The organism is Microbacterium sp. 1.5R, assembly GCF_001889265.1.
Classification (GTDB): Bacteria; Actinomycetota; Actinomycetes; order Actinomycetales; family Microbacteriaceae; genus Microbacterium.
In genome coordinates, this window is sequence record NZ_CP018151.1 from 3,318,563 (window position 1) to 3,333,973 (window position 15,411).

The window sequence follows — 15,411 nt, forward strand, 5'->3', positions numbered from 1 at the left end:
TCAGCTGCCAGACTTCGCGGCGGTGGAGCCGGGCGTTGCCGGCTTCTTGGCCGCGGGCTTCTTCGCGTCGTCCTTCTTCGCGGCGTCCTTGACCTCTTCGACGGCGTCCTCGGTGGCGTCGACGATGTCGTCAGCGGCCTTGCGCCCCGCAGCCACGGCGGAGTCGAGTCGCTGCCCAGCGGTCTTGTCGCCACCGCCGGCAGACTTGACGACCTTCTGCACGCCGGTCCAGATCGCACCGGGCACTGCCGCCGCCTTGTCGCCGACGTAGCCCTTGACCTTGTCGACCTGCTCCTGCACCGGGTCGAGGTTCCAGACCTTCAGCCACTGCGTCTTGATCTGCTCGTACCTCTCGCGGCCCGCGCGGGTTCCGAGCACGTATCCCACGCCGATTCCTACGACGAGTCCGATCTTCCCCTTCATGGGGTCTCCTCACGTTGTTCCGGTGTGAACGCCTGGGGCGAACCGACGACTCGGAGCCGCCTGCAGGTGTCCAGCGTAGCCCCGTATGCCGATTTCGGCATCTGTCACGCAGAGGGTTGACAGCGGAGCGACTTTCGGGTTCGTGCGACGGCGTCAGTCCCAGAGCAGCGCCCGACGAAGCCGGTCCGCCTCTTCGCGCGCGTCGGGGATCACCTGGGCGAGACCCGTGCCGGCCAGCCACGCGCCGACGGCGGCGAGCCCGTGCACGCCCTGCACAGCCGACCTCGCGGCCTCTCGGCGCGCACCGGAGCCGATGATCGATGCAGGCTGCGACTGCACGTACCTCGCGCGGTGGGACGCCACGAGGTCGCCCGCCGCGAGCGGCACGCCGAGGAGAGCGGATGCTTCGCCCAGCGCCAGTCGAGCCGCGGCGTCGTCGTCGAGCGCGGTGGTGGCGGCGGGTTCGCCCTGGGCTCCGAACGAGACCCGCACGACGTGCCGGGGGCCGGCCGCGGCGCGCACCCAGTCCCACTTCGCACTGGAGTGGGTGAGCGCCTTCGCTGTGTGGCTGCCGGGGACGGTCAGCACGCCGGTGCCCCGTGGAGCGCCCGCCAGTGCCGACGGCTCCAGCAGCAGTGTGACGATCTCGATCTCCGGAGCATCCGCCGGCGCGGTCTCCGCCAGTGCGGGCACGCTCTTCTCGAGAAGTCGCCTCGCGGCGGCCTCGGAGGTCGCGACCACCACGCCATCTGCGGCGAACTCGATCTCCTCCGCGTGAGCGTCGCCGAGAACGGCGTCTGCCACGGGAGCGACGTCGGCGTGAGCCTTCACCATCCACGCCTCGGCGGTGCGCGTCAGCTGCGTCACCTGCGCGCCGGTGTGCACGACGCCACCGAGCTTCTCGATATCCGCGACCAGCGCCTCGATCAGCACCGTCATACCGCCGTCGAGCCCTTCCACGGCCGCGCCGGGCGCGAGCGCGGCACCCTCGCGACTCGCGGCTCCGCGCGCCTTCGCAGCTCTGTCCGCGCTCTCCTGCCGCATCGTCTGCACCGCCCCCGAGAGCGATCCGACGCGGGTGAGGGCTGCGTTGAGTCCGGGGGCCGCGATGTCGACGTCGACGTCGTCAGGCGAGGCTGAGTACACACCGGTCGTGACCGGGGCGACGAGACGATCGCGCACCCTGGCCCCCATGCGCGACGACACCAGTCTGCCGAGGCTCTGACTGTGGCCGATCGTCAGCGGCGGGCGAACGCGATCCAGGTACGCACGCCATGCGCCCGACCACCCGATGATGCGGCGGACGTCCTCCTGGAACGGATTGCCGGGGATTCCGAGGATCCCGCCGACGGGCAGCGGTGCCGCGCCGATGCCGGGGATGCCAGCGAGCCAGGCGCTCCCTGCCGCGGGCGCGACGATACGGTCGGCGAGGCCGAGCTCCTCGATCAGAGCGCGCACACGGCCGCCCCTCGTCGCGTAGCTCTCCGCGCCGGCATCCACCACCACTCCGTCGAGCTCAGCGCGACGGATGGCGCCGCCGACGGCATCCGTCGCCTCGAGCAGGGTGACGCGCATGCCGACCTTGACGCACTCCCGGGCAGCGATCAGGCCGCCGATGCCCCCGCCGATGACGACGATGTGCCTCTCCGCCGCCCTCGCGGCGAGGTCGGCCGGTTCGGCGCGGGGCGTCTCACTGTTCGCTGGCTTCGACGTCATGCGTCAATCCTTCCATCCGCCGGGGAAACGGCTTCCAGCATTCGGCCGGACAAACCCGTCACGCCTCGGTCTGCACCGCGGATTCCCGCCCGGTGCCGCGCTTGCGCACCTCACGGAGCACGATCTGCTCGGGGCACACGGTCGACAGGAAGTCGCCTACGGAGAGGGCCAGCCGCTCGCCGACGAGGGAGTACAGGATGCGATTGGCATCACGACGCTCGCTCACGAGACCCGCCTGACGGAGAACGCCGAGGTGCCGCGAGATCGTCGGCCCGCTCGACGAGAACCGCGAGGCTATCTCACCCGCTGCGAGCTCGCCCTCTTTCAGATCCTGCAGGATCTGGCGCCTCGTCGGGTGCGCCAGAGCCGCGAAGACGTCCGACGCACTATCTGTCATGGGTGCAATCTAGCACTGACGCTATATTGCACCCTCGTGAAGCTCGGCCGCGAAGCGCTCTGAGACTTTCAGATCGAGTGGACCAGCTCGACGATACGGGTGAGCTGATCGGGGTCCGCCTCGGGCGGCACGCCGTGCCCGAGGTTGACGATGTGTCCCCTGGCGGCACGCCCGCGCTCGACGACGTCGCGCACATGCGCCTCGAGCACCGGCCACGGAGCGGACAGCAGTGCCGGATCGATGTTGCCCTGCACCGAGACGTCGGGGCCGAGGATCGCGGCGGCCTCGTCGAGCGGCATCCGCCAGTCGACACCGACGCCGTCGGCGATGCCGTCCAGGCGCATGTCGGCGAGGAAGGGCCCGGTGCCCACGCCGAAGTGGATGCTCGGCACGCCGATGGCATCGAGGGCGACACGCGAATGCGGTGCCACGTACGCGCGATAGTCGGCGGTGCTCAGCGACCCGGCCCAGGAGTCGAACAACTGCACGACGGATGCTCCGGCATCCCGCTGGATCTCGAGGAACCGGCGTGAGACCTGCGCGAGCCAGCCCGCGAGGCGGTTCCACGACTCCGGATCGGCGTGCATCATGGCCCGCGCCCGCAGGTGCTCCTTCGACGGGCCGCCTTCGACGAGGTACGCGGCGAGAGTGAAGGGAGCACCCGCGAATCCGATCAGGGGGGTGTCGCCGAGCTCGGCCGTGACGATGCCGACGGCCTCGGCGATCGCGGTGCCGTCGAGCGACAGCGGGTCGATCGCTGTGATGCGATCGACATCGGCGGCAGACCGCACGGGGTCGGCGAACACGGGGCCGCGTCCGGGCTCGATCTCGACGTCCACCCCGGCGAGACGCAGCGGGATGACGATGTCACTGAAGAACACGGCGGCGTCCACGCCGTGACGACGCACGGGCTGCAGCGTGATCTCGGCCGCGAGATCGGGAGTCAGGCAGGCGTCCAGCATGCGCGTGCCGACGCGCAGCTCGCGGTACTCGGGCAGCGACCTGCCGGCCTGGCGCATGAACCACACGGGAGCATGTTCGGGGCGGGGGCCGGTGAGGGCGCGCAGCAGCGGAGCGTCGGAGAGGACCATGCGACCATCCTCCCATCCGCCGCCGGGCCGACCTGCATGAAGCCTCAGGTAGAATCGTCATGTGCTGCTGGTTGTCACGGCGAGTCACAAGACCGCCTCCTTCGAATTGCTCGAACGCCTGAGCCGCACCCCCGATGACGTCGCCTCCACGGTCGTGGACATGGCGTCCTGCGTGCAGGGTGCGGTCGTTCTTGCTACCTGCAACCGCTTCGAGGCCTACGTCGAGATGGACGAGCCCGTCACGGCAGCGGGTGCGATCGGTGTCGAGGCGGTGCTCGAGGCTGTCGAAGCATCGACCGGCATCCGCGCGTCCGAACTCGACGGCGCCTACGAGGTGCACTCCGGTCGTCGAGTGGCGGAGCACCTCTTCTCCGTCGCATCGGGACTCGAATCCGTCGTCTCCGGCGAAGGCGAGATCGCCGGTCAGGTGCGTCGCGCCCTCAAGTCCGCGCGCAAGGAGGGCACCACCTCGCCCGAGCTCGAGCGGCTTTTCCAGCGCGCGAGCCAGGCGCAGCGCAAGGTCAAGAACGTCACAGCCCTCGGCCGGGCCGGCCGCTCGCTCGTGCGCCTCGCCCTCGAACTCGCTGACAGCCGCATCGCCGACTGGTCGACGGAGCGCGTGCTGCTCGTCGGCACCGGTGCCTACGCAGCCGTCACCCTCGCGACACTGCGCGAACGGGGAGCCGTCAACATCTCGGTGTACTCACCCTCGGGCCGAGCCGAGAAGTTCGCCGCAAAGCACGGCATCCGCCCGGTCGCCGCAGAGGACTACGCGCGCGTCGCCTCGCGATCTAGCCTGCTGATCACCTGCACGACGGCGACCGCTCCGGTGCTGACACCTGAGCACCTGCAGGCGCCGACCGGCATCGCACCCGAGGGATGCCCCGTCGCGTCGCACAGCCAGATGGTCGTCGACCTGGGCATGCCGCGCAACGTCGACCCCGCTGTCGCAGCGCTCGAAGGCGTCGCGCTGCTCGACCTCGAGACCATCAGCCTGCACGCACCGCTCGAAGAGCTGCAGGCGACGGATGCCGCACGCACCGTGGTGCGCGAAGCAGCTGACACGTTCCACGTCGTCGGCAGCCGACAGAGCGTCACGCCGTCGGTCGTCGCCCTGCGGTCGCATATGTTCGCGCTGCTCGAGGCCGAGATCGGCCGCGCTCGCGCACGCGGCGATGAGGACGGCAGAGTCGAGCAGGCCCTTCGCCACCTGACCGGCGTGCTGCTGCACGTGCCGACCACCCGCGCCCACGAGCTGGCCGCTGCCGGCCGCGCGGACGATTTCGCAACTGCAGTCTCGACGCTGTACGGCATCGAGCCGGTCGAGTCCGCGATGTCGTCCGATACCGACGGCGCCGCGACCGCCTGAGCAGCGCTCCTTCTGCACAGGAGCCCTCTGCGGTGGTCTTTCCACAGCACTCGGGAGAAGCACGGCGGTCGCCCCGGCGGCCACTTCGATGCTTCATATCGTCGAACCCCTGACAGCGTCGATCACGCGGCGCAGACTGGGGGGATGCTCGTGGATCCGAACCTGATCGGCATCATCGTCGCCCTCTTCGGCGTCACCGCCACCGTGCTCGGCGGCGTCTCTCGGATGCTTGCAAAGCAGGCCAAAGGGCTCGAAGTACGGTTCGACAGGATCGACGATCGATTCGACAGGGTCGATGAACGGTTCGCGAGGGTCGAAGGCGACATGGCCGAACTCCGCACCGAACTCAAGGGCGAGATCGCCGAACTCCGCACCGAACTCAAAGGCGACATCGCCGAACTCCGGTCGGAACTGAAGCAGGACATCTACGACGTCAAGACAGAGCTCAAGGCCGATATCGCCGATGTCCGAGTCTCGGTCGCGCGTCTCGAGGGCCCCCTTCCCAAGCTCCAGCGCATCTGACTCGGGCATCGGAGCGAGTCGGTGCCAGACTGGATGCATGGCCCTTCACATCACCGGAGACACCGCCGCAGACGCGCTGCTCACCGACAATCCGCTGGCCCTGCTGGTCGGGATGCTGCTCGATCAGCAGGTTCCGATGGAGACGGCCTTCGCCGGTCCCCTGAAGATCGAGCAGCGCACAGGGGCGTCCGACGCCACAACGATCGCGGCCATGGACCCGGACGAGTTCCTCGAGGCGTTCAAGACGACGCCCGCCGTGCACCGGTTCCCGGGTTCGATGGCGGCACGCGTGCAGACCCTGTGCCAAGAGATCGTCGATCAGTGGGACGGAGACGCCTCGGCGATCTGGACCGACGGTGATCCGTCGGGCACCGAGGTCCTGAAGCGGCTCAAGGCCCTTCCCGGCTTCGGCGAACAGAAGGCGAAGATCTTCCTTGCTCTGCTCGGCAAGCAGTACGGCTTCACCGGCGCGGGATGGCGGGAGGCCGCCGGCGACTACGGCACCGAGGGTTCGTACCGCAGCGTCGCCGACATCGTCTCGCCCGAATCGCTCACCAGAGTACGAGAGCACAAGAAGGCCATGAAAGCTGCGGCGAAGGCGAACGCATGAAACCCACGGGCGATGACGTCGCAGGTCTCATCGCCCGCTCCACTCCGGCGGTCCGCCGCCGGGATGCCGAGACGCTGACCGCGATCATGCAGGAGATCACGGGCCGCGACCCTCAGACCTGGGGCACGATCATCGGATTCGGAAGTTGCCACTACCGGTACCCGACCGGCACCGAGGGCGACAGCGGCCTGCTCGGCTTCGCCCCGCGCAAAGCGGCGACCACCATCTATCTGTTCGACGGCGTCGATGCTCACTCGGGCGCGCTCGAGAACCTCGGCCCGCACAGCACCGGCGTCGGATGCCTCTACATCAAGGACCTGGAACAGATCGACCTCGACGTGCTCCGCGGCGTCCTCGAGCGCTCGCTCGCCTGGGTAGAGGCGGGCGGCACCGATCAGGTGCAGCTGACCGTCACCGGCTGACGCGAGAGGCCCGCCGTCCTCTCGGACAGCGGGCCTCTCGTTCCGGTGGTCCGCGCGTCAGGCGCCCTTGAGACGCTCGGCCAGGTACTCGTGCAGATCGTCGATCGAGACGCGCTCCTGCGCCATCGTGTCGCGGTCGCGCACGGTGACCGCACGGTCGTCGAGCGAGTCGAAGTCGATCGTGACGCAGAACGGTGTGCCGATCTCGTCCTGACGGCGGTAGCGACGGCCGATCGCGCCCGCGTCGTCGAAGTCGACGGCCCACGAGCTGCGCAGCGTGTCAGCGACCTCGCGCGCCAGCGGCGACAGGCGCTCGTTGCGGCTCAGCGGCAACACGGCGGCTTTGACAGGGGCGAGACGCGGGTCGAGCTTGAGCACGGTGCGCACATCGGTGCCGCCCTTGGCGTTCGGCACCTCTTCTTCGCGATACGCGTCCACGAGGAACGCCATCATGGCGCGAGTGAGGCCGAACGAGGGCTCGATCACGTAGGGCGTGTAACGGTCGCCGGTGGCCTGGTCGAAGTAGGTCAGGCTCTGGCCCGAGGCTTCGCTGTGGCTTGACAGGTCGTAATCGGTGCGGTTCGCGACGCCCATGAGCTCACCCCACTCCTTGCCCGTGAAACCGAAGCGGTACTCGACGTCGATGGTGCCGGCCGAATAGTGCGCGCGGTCATCTTCGGGAACGTCGAACTGGCGCATGTTCTCGGGGTCGATGCCCAGATCGATGAACCAGTTCCAGCACGCCTCGACCCAGTGGTCGAACCACTCCTGAGCCTCTGCGGGCGGCGTGAAGAACTCGATCTCCATCTGCTCGAACTCACGGGTGCGGAAGATGAAGTTTCCGGGCGTGATCTCGTTGCGGAACGCCTTGCCGACCTGGCCGATGCCGAACGGCGGCTTCTTGCGGCTGGCGGTGAGCACGTTCGAGAAGTTCACGAAGATGCCCTGAGCCGTCTCGGGGCGCAGGAAGTGCAGCCCGGACTCGTCGTCGACGACTCCCAGGTAGGTCTTGACGAGACCCGAGAACGACTTGGGCTCGGTGTACTGTCCCTTCGTGCCGCAGTTCGGGCACGGCACATCGGCGAGGCCGTTCTCCGCCTTGCGGCCCTTGCGCGCCTCGAAGTCCTCGATCAGGTTGTCGGCACGGAAGCGCTTGTGGCAGCTGAGGCACTCGACCAGCGGATCGGTGAAGGTCGCGACGTGACCGGACGCCTCCCACACGCGCTTGGGCAGGATGATGCTCGAGTCGAGGCCGACCATATCGCCGCGGCCGCGCACGAACGTCTGCCACCACTGGCGGCGGATGTTCTCCTTGAGCTCGGTGCCGAGGGGCCCGTAATCCCACGCGGACCGCGAACCGCCGTAGATCTCACCCGCCTGGAAGACGAACCCGCGGTGGCGGGCAAGGGCGATGACCTTGTCTAGACGGGACTGTTCGGCCACGGTGGCTCCAATGGTCGGCGGTGGGAAAGCCCGTGATCACGGGCACCTCAATCTTATCCGCGACCGCTTCGCGTCAGGACCCCGGCGAGGCCAGGTGTGCGGCGCTCAGGCCGTGAAGAGGTAGCCCTTCTCGACATCGAACCCCGAGAGAGCGAGGCCGCTGCCCAGCAGCCCCTCCATCTGCGCGCGCAGCCGCGTACGCCACTCATGCGCCGCCTCCGGATCCTCGATGCGCATGGTCTCGATGTCCGAGGGGATCTCCAGCGTCTCGACGATCGCGTCGGATGCCGGTGGCTTGGCGATGTCGGCGAGAGCCCACTCGACGTCGAGTCGGTCGCTCTCGTCCCCGGCATCCCCGCCGCCGAAGATGCCGTAGCGGTTGACGGAGTATCCGGTGACACGTGCGCCGAGAACGGTGAGGAAGAAGTGCGCGTTGCGGGCGACGAGCGGATCGAACGTCCAGGTGATGCGGCCGACATCGCGCGAGAACGCCCACTGACGCTGGTGCTCCTTGAGCTCGCGCCCCCACCCGCGTCCGCGGTAGTCGGGCAGCAGTGCCGTGATGTGCGAGTGCATCGCCCGGCGTCCAGGTGCGCCGAAGAACGCGATCGACGCGCCCACCATCCGCTCTTCGCCGCTCTCGGCGTCGAAGAGGCCGACGACGTAGTTGCCGGATTGCTGCAGGGCGCGCAGCGTGCCGGCGTCGATCACGCGCTCGGGGCCCCGGATGGAGTCGAGCAGGCCCTGCGCGTCGATGATGAGTTCAACGGTGTCCAGATCACGGATGGTTCGCACGCCCCCAGTCTGCCCCTCCGGTCGCCGTTTTCGGAATCGAGCGACGCGAACGGTCTGGGAACCATGCCGCGAGCGGGCGTACCGTGGAGGGATGTCAACCAGCGATACGACCGCCGAGAAGTCCGACACCAGGTTCTTCGGGCAGCCCTGGGCGCTCGTCCACATCTTCGGAGTCGAGATGTGGGAGCGCTTCAGCTTCTACGGCATGCAGGGAATCCTGCTGATCTACCTGTACTTCTCGGTCAGCGAGGGCGGCCTCGGACTCTCGCAGGCCGTCGCCGGCGGCATCGTCGGCGCCTATGGAGGGTCGGTCTACCTCTCGACCATCCTCGGCGCGTGGATCGCCGACCGGATGCTGGGGTCGGAGCGAGTGCTGTTCATCAGTGCGATCGTGATCGTCGGCGGGCACGTCGCCCTGGCCCTGCTTCCCGGGTTCATCGGAGTCGGCGTCGGGCTCGTGCTCGTCGCCCTCGGATCCGGTGGCCTCAAGGCGAACGCCACGTCGGTCGTCGGAACCCTCTACAGCGCCGACGACACCCGCCGGGATGCCGGATTCTCGCTGTTCTACCTCGGCATCAACCTCGGGGCCTTCCTGGGTCCGATCCTCACCGGCATCCTGCAGTCGTCGCTCGGATTCCACTATGGCTTCGGCCTCGCCGCGATCGGGATGACGCTGGGGCTGGTGCAGTACTCCTTCGGCCGCAAGGCGCTGCCGGACGAGGCGCGCCGCGTGCCGAACCCGCTCCCCCGGTCGCGCTATCCGCTGGTCGCGATCGTCGCGGTCGCAGCCGTCGCGCTCATCGCGGTGCTGGTGCTCATCGGCGTGATCCAGGCCGACAACCTGGCGGACATCGTCATCATCGGAACCATCATCGCGACGGTCGCGTACTTCGCCGTCATCCTCAGCAGTCGGCGGATCGACGGCACCGAGCGCTCCCGCGTGTGGGGATTCCTGCCGCTCTTCATCACGAGCGTCGCGTTCTGGTCGCTGTACCAGCAGCAGTTCACCGTGCTCACGGTCTATTCCGACGAGCGCCTCGACCGCAACATCTTCGGATTCGAGATGCCCGTCTCGTGGGTCCAGTCGATCAACCCCGTGTTCATCATCATCCTGTCCGGCGTCTTCGCGGCGATCTGGACGCGCCTCGGCCCGCGCCAGCCCTCCACCCCGGTGAAGTTCGCACTGGGAGCGATCATCATGGGTGCGGCGTTCCTGCTGTTCCTGCCGTTCGCAGGCGGCGGCGCCAACTCCACGCCCCTGCTCGCGATCGTCGGCATCCTCTTCGTGTTCACCGTGGCCGAGCTGCTCATCTCTCCCGTGGGGCTGTCGGTCACGACGAAGCTCGCGCCGAAGGTGTTCCACACCCAGATGGTGGCGCTGTTCTTCCTGTCGATCGCACTCGGCACCGCGATCTCGGGCTGGCTCGTGCAGTTCTACGACCCGAAGAACGAGGTGCCGTACTTCTCGATCCTCGGCGCGATAGCGATCGTGGTCGGCCTCGGTCTGCTGTTCGCCGTCAAGCCGGTGCTGCGACTGATGAAGGGCGTGAGCTGACGATCGCATCGTTCTCGCGCCTCCGGTGTCGCAGACGCCGATAGCCTGAAGCGATGGGAGAGAACGAAGATCGCGCGCGCAGAAGACTCTCCCGAACACCACCCAAGTGGGCCATCGTCGCCGTCCTGGCCTTCGCGGGCCTCTGCTCGTCGTTCATGTTCACGCTCGTCGTGCCCCTGCAGGCCGAGCTGCCGCGCCTGCTGAACGCGTCTCGCGAGGACACCACCTGGGTCGTCACGATCACGCTGCTCGTCGCCGCCGTCGCCACTCCGATCTCGGGCCGGCTCGGCGACATGTACGGCAAGCGCCGAGTGGTGATCGTGCTGCTCGGGCTGCTCATTCTCGGCTCCCTGATCGCCGCACTGTCGGGCTCGATCATCGGAGTCATCATCGGTCGAGCGCTCCAAGGCGCGGTGACGGGTGTGGTGCCGCTCGGCATCGCGATCATGCGCGACGTGCTGCCTCCCGAACGCCTGGGCACGGCCGTCGCCCTGATGAGCGCGACCATGGGCGTCGGAGGCGCGATCGGGATGCCGGTCGCCGCGCTGCTGGCCGTGAACGCGGACTGGCACTGGCTGTTCTGGCTCGCCGCGGCTCTCGGCGTCGTGGGTCTCGCGCTGGTGCTGCTCGTGATCCCCGAGGATGTGCTGCGGTTCCCGGGACGCCTCGATGTGCTCGGCGCCATCGGACTCGCGATCGGACTCACCGGCATCCTGCTGTTCGTGTCTCGCGGTGCCGAGTGGGGCTGGACGGCACCGCTGACCCTCACCTGCATCATCGGCGGCGTGGGCGTACTGCTCGTCTGGGGCTGGTACCAGCTGCGGACGAACGATCCGCTCCTCGATCTGCGGGTCGCCGCGCGCCCCGCCGTGCTCTTCACCAACATCGCCGCGATCGGGATGGGCTTCGCGCTGTTCGCGTCGAACGTGACGTTCCCGCAGCTGCTCGAGGGCCCCGCGGCCTCGGGTGCGGGCTTCGGGCTCGACATGGTCTCGGCGTCGCTGATCATCATGCCCGCCGGCCTCGTGATGATGGTGATCTCACCCCTGTCGGGATGGCTCGAGCGCACCGTCGGACCTCGTCCGCTGTTCACCGTCGGCGCGGGAGCCATCGTGCTCGCGTACGTCTTCGTGCTCGTGTGGTCGAGCGAGGTGTGGCACATCCTGGTGGGCAACCTGCTGATCGGCGTCGGCATCGGCTTCACATTCGCCGCCATGCCGATGATCATCATGCGGTCGGTGCCCGCGAACGAGACCGGCGCCTCGAACGGACTCAACGCCCTCTTCCGCTCGGTCGGCACGTCGAGCGCGTCTGCCGTGATGGGCGGCGTGCTGGCCGCGATGAGCATCGACGTCGGCGGGGTATCCGTGCCGACGAGGGCGGCGTTCGACGTGTGCTTCTGGCTCGCGATCGCCGCCGGAATCGTCGCTCTCGTCCTGTCGCTGTTCATCCCCCGCCAGCGCTCGTCCGAGCAGCACCCCTCGCTGCCGGGCTGACCGCGCACGCACACCGCGCACGCCGGCGCCCGCAGTCCACGAACGGTCGGGTCAGAACGCCCGCGGATCGGGATCCGTCGGCGATGGCGTCCGCAGCCGATCAGGGGCGGGCCAGGAGAGCACGTACTGATGCGTGGCGGGACGAGTGATGTCGCCGAAGTCGTCGACCTTCACCACGATGCGCCCCGATCTCCCCTCGCCATCGGGCGTGACCTCGACGATGCGCACGCGCAGGGGGCGCTCGGCCTCGCCCTCGAGCATCCACGGGTCGGCGAGCCACGCGATCCCGTGGTACTCCAGGGCCGCCTCGGCGTCGAGCCACTCCGTCGGCCCGGACACCGCGCGCCCGAGCACATCGATCGCGACCCAGGCCTCGCCTTCCGGATGGATCCAACCGAGCAGTTCTCCGTCATCACGACGATGCGGGTTCCAGTCTGTACGGGGCATTGCTCGATGCTAACCGCGGCCGACGTCGCGTCGGGCGTGGAATGCGATCAGTGGGTGTACTCCATGAGCTCGACCCCGAGGACGCGGAAGGCGTCGTGCGCGCGGAGTCGGTGCGTGATCGACAGATCGTCGAAGCAGACGATCAGGGAGTAGGCCACACCCGCGCGCGGCCCGGCGAGCACTCCCGCTTCGGCACGCACGCCGCGGTCGCGGCCGGTCTTGTTGATGAACAGCAGGCCGTGCGCGTCGTGGTCGTGTGCGAACGGGTCGAGGCCGGTCGCGGATGCCACCAGGCTCAGATCCTGATTGAGGCTCAGCCACTCGGACACCTGAGCGCTCACCGACGCCCCCACCACCTGGGAATTCACGAGCGCCGAGAAGAGACCCGCGAACTCGCGTGCAGAGCCCACGGCGACGTGCGGGGCATCATCGGGGCCTCGCTCGTCACGGAATCGGTCGAGAACGGCGGTGCGGCGCAGTCCGAGAGCCTCGATGCGCTCGCGCACCCGGTCGTGGCCGACCCGCTGCAGCAGAGCGTTGACCGCGATGGGGTCGCCGGCCGTGGCCGCGAGCACGGCGAGGTCTTCGAGTGGGAGGGCGGGCGCGTGCAGGTGGCGCCAGAGCCCCGACGTCGACACCGGATCGACGGCGGTGCGCTCGACGATCTCGAGCGGATCGAGCGTGCCCGCCTCGAACGCGGCCGCCACCTCGATCAGCAGGGGCACGACACCGAGTCCGGCGACCGGCATGGTCACATGGTCGTCGCCCGCGAGGACGTGCGTGTGGTTGTCGAGATCGACGACATGCACCGATACCTGGGCCCCGGCATCCGCCAGCTGTTCGAGCGCCCGCAAGGTCGAGGTGAACGACCTGCGCCCTGCGGCAGCACGGCGCGGCAAGCGTCGGCTGGTCCGCTGAGAGCGGCGCAGCGAGGCCAGCGGCGGGCCGTCGGCAGGCTCGGAAGCACCCACGCGTGATCCTTAACAGGGGGGTTGGATTGGCGGGATGCTGCGGTGTCCATCCGCCGCAGCACGGATATCGTAACCCCGCCAGGTGAGGATGCCCTACATACTCCGGTATACGGTCATCAGAACGTCATCCGGCAGACAGCAGGGCACCCCGACCCGGCGCGACCGCCGAGGCCGGAGCGCTCACCAGATGGTCACGCGCGAGTCCTGCGGCAGCCACAGCGCGTCGGTCTCGGTCACGTCGAACGCCTCGTAGAACGCATCGATGTTGCGGACGATCTGGTTGCACCGGAACTCGTTCGGAGAGTGCGGATCGATCGTGAGCAGGCGCAGCGTCTCGGCGTCGCGGCTCTTCTGCTGCCAGACCTGCGCCCACGACAGCAGGAGGCGCTGCACGCCGGTGTAGCCGTCGATGACCGGCGCCTCGGCGCCGTCGAGTGCGATCTCGTACGCCTTGAGCGCGATGCCGAGACCGCCCAGGTCGCCGATGTTCTCACCGATCGTCAGCGCTCCGTTGACGTGGTGCTCGGCGGCGAGGCCTTCAGGCACGAGTTCGTCGTACTGCGCGATGAGGGCCTTGGTGCGCTGCTCGAACGCGGAGCGATCGGCATCCGTCCACCAGTCCTCGAGCTTGCCGTCACCGTCGTAACGGCTGCCCTGGTCGTCGAATCCGTGACCGATCTCGTGACCGATGACCGCGCCGATGCCGCCGTAGTTGGCGGCCGCGTCGCGCGACGCGTCGAAGAACGGGTACTGCAGGATCGCCGCCGGGAACACGATCTCGTTCATCGAGGGGTTGTAGTAGGCGTTGACCATCTGCGGCGGCATGTGCCATTCGTCACGGTCGATCGGCTTGCCGACCTTCGCGACGTTGCGGTCGTGCTCGAAGATCGCCGCACGGCGCACGTTGCCGAACAGGTCGGCGCGGTCGATCTCGAGGCTCGAGTAGTCGCGCCACACGGCAGGGTGCCCGATCTTCGGCGTGAAGGAGTCGAGCTTGGCGAGTGCTCGTTCGCGGGTCTCGGCCGTCATCCATTCGAGGTCGGTGATGCTCTGCCGGTAGGCCTCGATGAGGTTGCCGACGAGCTCATCCATCGCGGCCTTCGCCGTCGGCGGGTAGTGCCGCTCGACGTAGACCTTGCCGATCGCCTCGCTCAGCGCGCTCTCGGTCACCGAGACACCGCGCTTCCAGCGCTCGCGGATCGAGGGGACGCCGGTGAGCTCGGTGCCGTAGAACGAGAAGTTCTCCTGCACGAAGTCGTCGGTCAGATACGGAGCCGCGGCATGCACGACCTGGGCGCGCAGCCAGGCCTTCCACTCGTCGAGACGCTCGGCGGTCAGCAGCGACCCGAGGCCTTCGAGAAAGCTCGGCTGCGAGACCACGACCTCGGCGAACGCCTCGGGGCGACCGGGAGCGACGGCATCGCGCCACGGATCGAGGTCGACACCGGCGAGCTCCTGGATCTCGGCCCAGGTCTTCAGGTTGTACGTGGCGACGGCATCGCGGCTGCGCACGTTGTCCCAGTGGTGCCCGGCGAGCTCGGTCTCAAGGGCGATCGAGCGGTCGGCGGTGCCCGCGGCATCCGCGACTCCGGCGAGCGCGAGCAGTCGCTCGAGGTGCGCGCGGTACGCCGCCCGGGTCTCGGCGAAGGTGTCGAGCCGGAAGTAGCTCTCGTCCGGCAGCGACAGGCCCGACTGCACGACCACCGGGAGGTAGCGCTCCGGGTTGCCCGGGTCGCCGTCGACGTAGAACCCGATCAGGTGCGCCCGGCCGTCGCGATCGTAGGCGCCGACCGTGCGCAGGAACGCGGGGATGCCGTCGATCGCGTCGATCTCGGCGAGCGTCTCGGCGAGGGGCGTCGCCCCGGCGGCGGCGATGCGCTCGGTGTCCATGAAGCTGGCGAACAGGTCGCCGATCTTGCGGGCGAGAGTGCCGGGCTCGGCATCCTGCGACTCCTCGATGATCGCCCTGACGTCCTTCTCCGCCTGCTCGGCCAGCAGATGGAAGGACCCCCACCGCGCCTTGTCGCCGGGGATCTCGGTGCGGGAGAGCCAGGCGCCGTTGACATGGCGGTAGAGGTCGTCCTGCGGGCGGATGTCGGAGCTGAACTCGGAGGTCTCAAGGCCAGAGGGGAGCACGTCGGTCATGCCGACCAG

General features: G+C 68.6%; 15 protein-coding genes. 6 read left to right on the forward strand and 9 right to left on the reverse strand.

What is annotated here, in order from left to right; all coding sequences use genetic code 11:
• The 4 genes from BMW26_RS15855 to hemE form a co-directional block, all read right to left on the reverse strand.
• Positions 1 to 423, reverse strand: coding sequence for a hypothetical protein (locus BMW26_RS15855; protein ID WP_072592007.1), 423 nt, complete (start codon positions 421 to 423; stop codon positions 1 to 3).
• 153 nt (positions 424 to 576) lie between these two features.
• The gene (locus BMW26_RS15860; protein ID WP_072592008.1) at positions 577 to 2,139 is read right to left on the reverse strand and encodes a protoporphyrinogen/coproporphyrinogen oxidase; all 1,563 of its coding nucleotides are present in this window, start codon (positions 2,137 to 2,139) and stop codon (positions 577 to 579) included.
• A 58-nt stretch (positions 2,140 to 2,197) separates the two neighbouring features.
• The gene (locus BMW26_RS15865) at positions 2,198 to 2,536 is read right to left on the reverse strand and encodes a metalloregulator ArsR/SmtB family transcription factor (protein ID WP_053097999.1); all 339 of its coding nucleotides are present in this window, start codon (positions 2,534 to 2,536) and stop codon (positions 2,198 to 2,200) included.
• Between the two features lie 68 nt (positions 2,537 to 2,604).
• Positions 2,605 to 3,627 carry a uroporphyrinogen decarboxylase gene (gene hemE, locus BMW26_RS15870; protein ID WP_053098000.1) on the reverse strand — a complete coding sequence of 341 codons (1,023 nt, stop codon included), beginning with the start codon at positions 3,625 to 3,627 and terminating at the stop codon, positions 2,605 to 2,607.
• Between the two features lie 61 nt (positions 3,628 to 3,688).
• Here hemE and BMW26_RS15875 point away from each other — a divergent pair, with 61 nt between their 5' ends.
• The 4 genes from BMW26_RS15875 (at position 3,689) to BMW26_RS15890 (ending at position 6,550) form a co-directional block, all read left to right on the forward strand.
• The gene (locus BMW26_RS15875) at positions 3,689 to 4,996 is read left to right on the forward strand and encodes a glutamyl-tRNA reductase (protein WP_072592009.1); all 1,308 of its coding nucleotides are present in this window, start codon (positions 3,689 to 3,691) and stop codon (positions 4,994 to 4,996) included.
• A 144-nt stretch (positions 4,997 to 5,140) separates the two neighbouring features.
• Positions 5,141 to 5,518 (forward strand): hypothetical protein, encoded by a 378-nt coding sequence (locus tag BMW26_RS15880; protein WP_072592010.1) that lies wholly within the window; start codon positions 5,141 to 5,143, stop codon positions 5,516 to 5,518.
• Positions 5,519 to 5,555: 37 nt separating this feature from the next.
• On the forward strand, positions 5,556 to 6,128 hold the full coding sequence (locus tag BMW26_RS15885; RefSeq protein ID WP_056280445.1) for an HhH-GPD-type base excision DNA repair protein: 573 nt from the start codon (positions 5,556 to 5,558) through the stop codon (positions 6,126 to 6,128).
• Positions 6,125 to 6,550, forward strand: coding sequence for a DUF1801 domain-containing protein (locus BMW26_RS15890; protein WP_072592011.1), 426 nt, complete (start codon positions 6,125 to 6,127; stop codon positions 6,548 to 6,550). The genes BMW26_RS15885 and BMW26_RS15890 overlap by 4 nt, the downstream gene beginning before the upstream one ends.
• 57 nt (positions 6,551 to 6,607) lie before the next feature.
• Here the strand turns inward: BMW26_RS15890 and BMW26_RS15895 are convergent, their stop codons facing one another.
• Positions 6,608 to 7,993, reverse strand: coding sequence for a glycine--tRNA ligase (locus BMW26_RS15895; RefSeq protein WP_053098005.1), 1,386 nt, complete (start codon positions 7,991 to 7,993; stop codon positions 6,608 to 6,610).
• 105 nt (positions 7,994 to 8,098) lie between these two features.
• Entirely contained in the window at positions 8,099 to 8,788 is a 690-nt protein-coding gene (locus BMW26_RS15900) for a GNAT family N-acetyltransferase (protein WP_053098006.1), read from the reverse strand.
• 91 nt (positions 8,789 to 8,879) lie between these two features.
• On the opposite strand from BMW26_RS15900, the gene BMW26_RS15905 reads away from it, so the two are divergent.
• Complete coding sequence (locus BMW26_RS15905; protein ID WP_056280435.1) at positions 8,880 to 10,343, forward strand: peptide MFS transporter; 1,464 nt, start codon at positions 8,880 to 8,882, stop codon at positions 10,341 to 10,343.
• A gap of 53 nt (positions 10,344 to 10,396) precedes the next feature.
• Positions 10,397 to 11,839 carry an MFS transporter gene (locus BMW26_RS15910; RefSeq protein WP_072592012.1) on the forward strand — a complete coding sequence of 481 codons (1,443 nt, stop codon included), beginning with the start codon at positions 10,397 to 10,399 and terminating at the stop codon, positions 11,837 to 11,839.
• A gap of 51 nt (positions 11,840 to 11,890) precedes the next feature.
• Here BMW26_RS15910 and BMW26_RS15915 read toward each other — a convergent pair whose 3' ends face one another.
• The 3 genes from BMW26_RS15915 to BMW26_RS15925 all read right to left on the reverse strand — a co-directional run bounded on the left by BMW26_RS15915 (position 11,891) and on the right by BMW26_RS15925 (position 15,402).
• Positions 11,891 to 12,286, reverse strand: a complete 396-nt coding sequence (locus BMW26_RS15915; protein WP_072592013.1) for a hypothetical protein — start codon at positions 12,284 to 12,286, stop codon at positions 11,891 to 11,893.
• 47 nt (positions 12,287 to 12,333) lie between these two features.
• Entirely contained in the window at positions 12,334 to 13,257 is a 924-nt protein-coding gene (locus tag BMW26_RS15920; RefSeq protein WP_072592014.1) for a serine hydrolase, read from the reverse strand.
• Positions 13,258 to 13,437: 180 nt separating this feature from the next.
• Positions 13,438 to 15,402: a M13 family metallopeptidase gene (locus BMW26_RS15925; RefSeq protein ID WP_072592015.1), complete on the reverse strand. Its 1,965-nt coding sequence runs from the start codon at positions 15,400 to 15,402 to the stop codon at positions 13,438 to 13,440.
• Positions 15,403 to 15,411 lie beyond the last annotated feature (9 nt).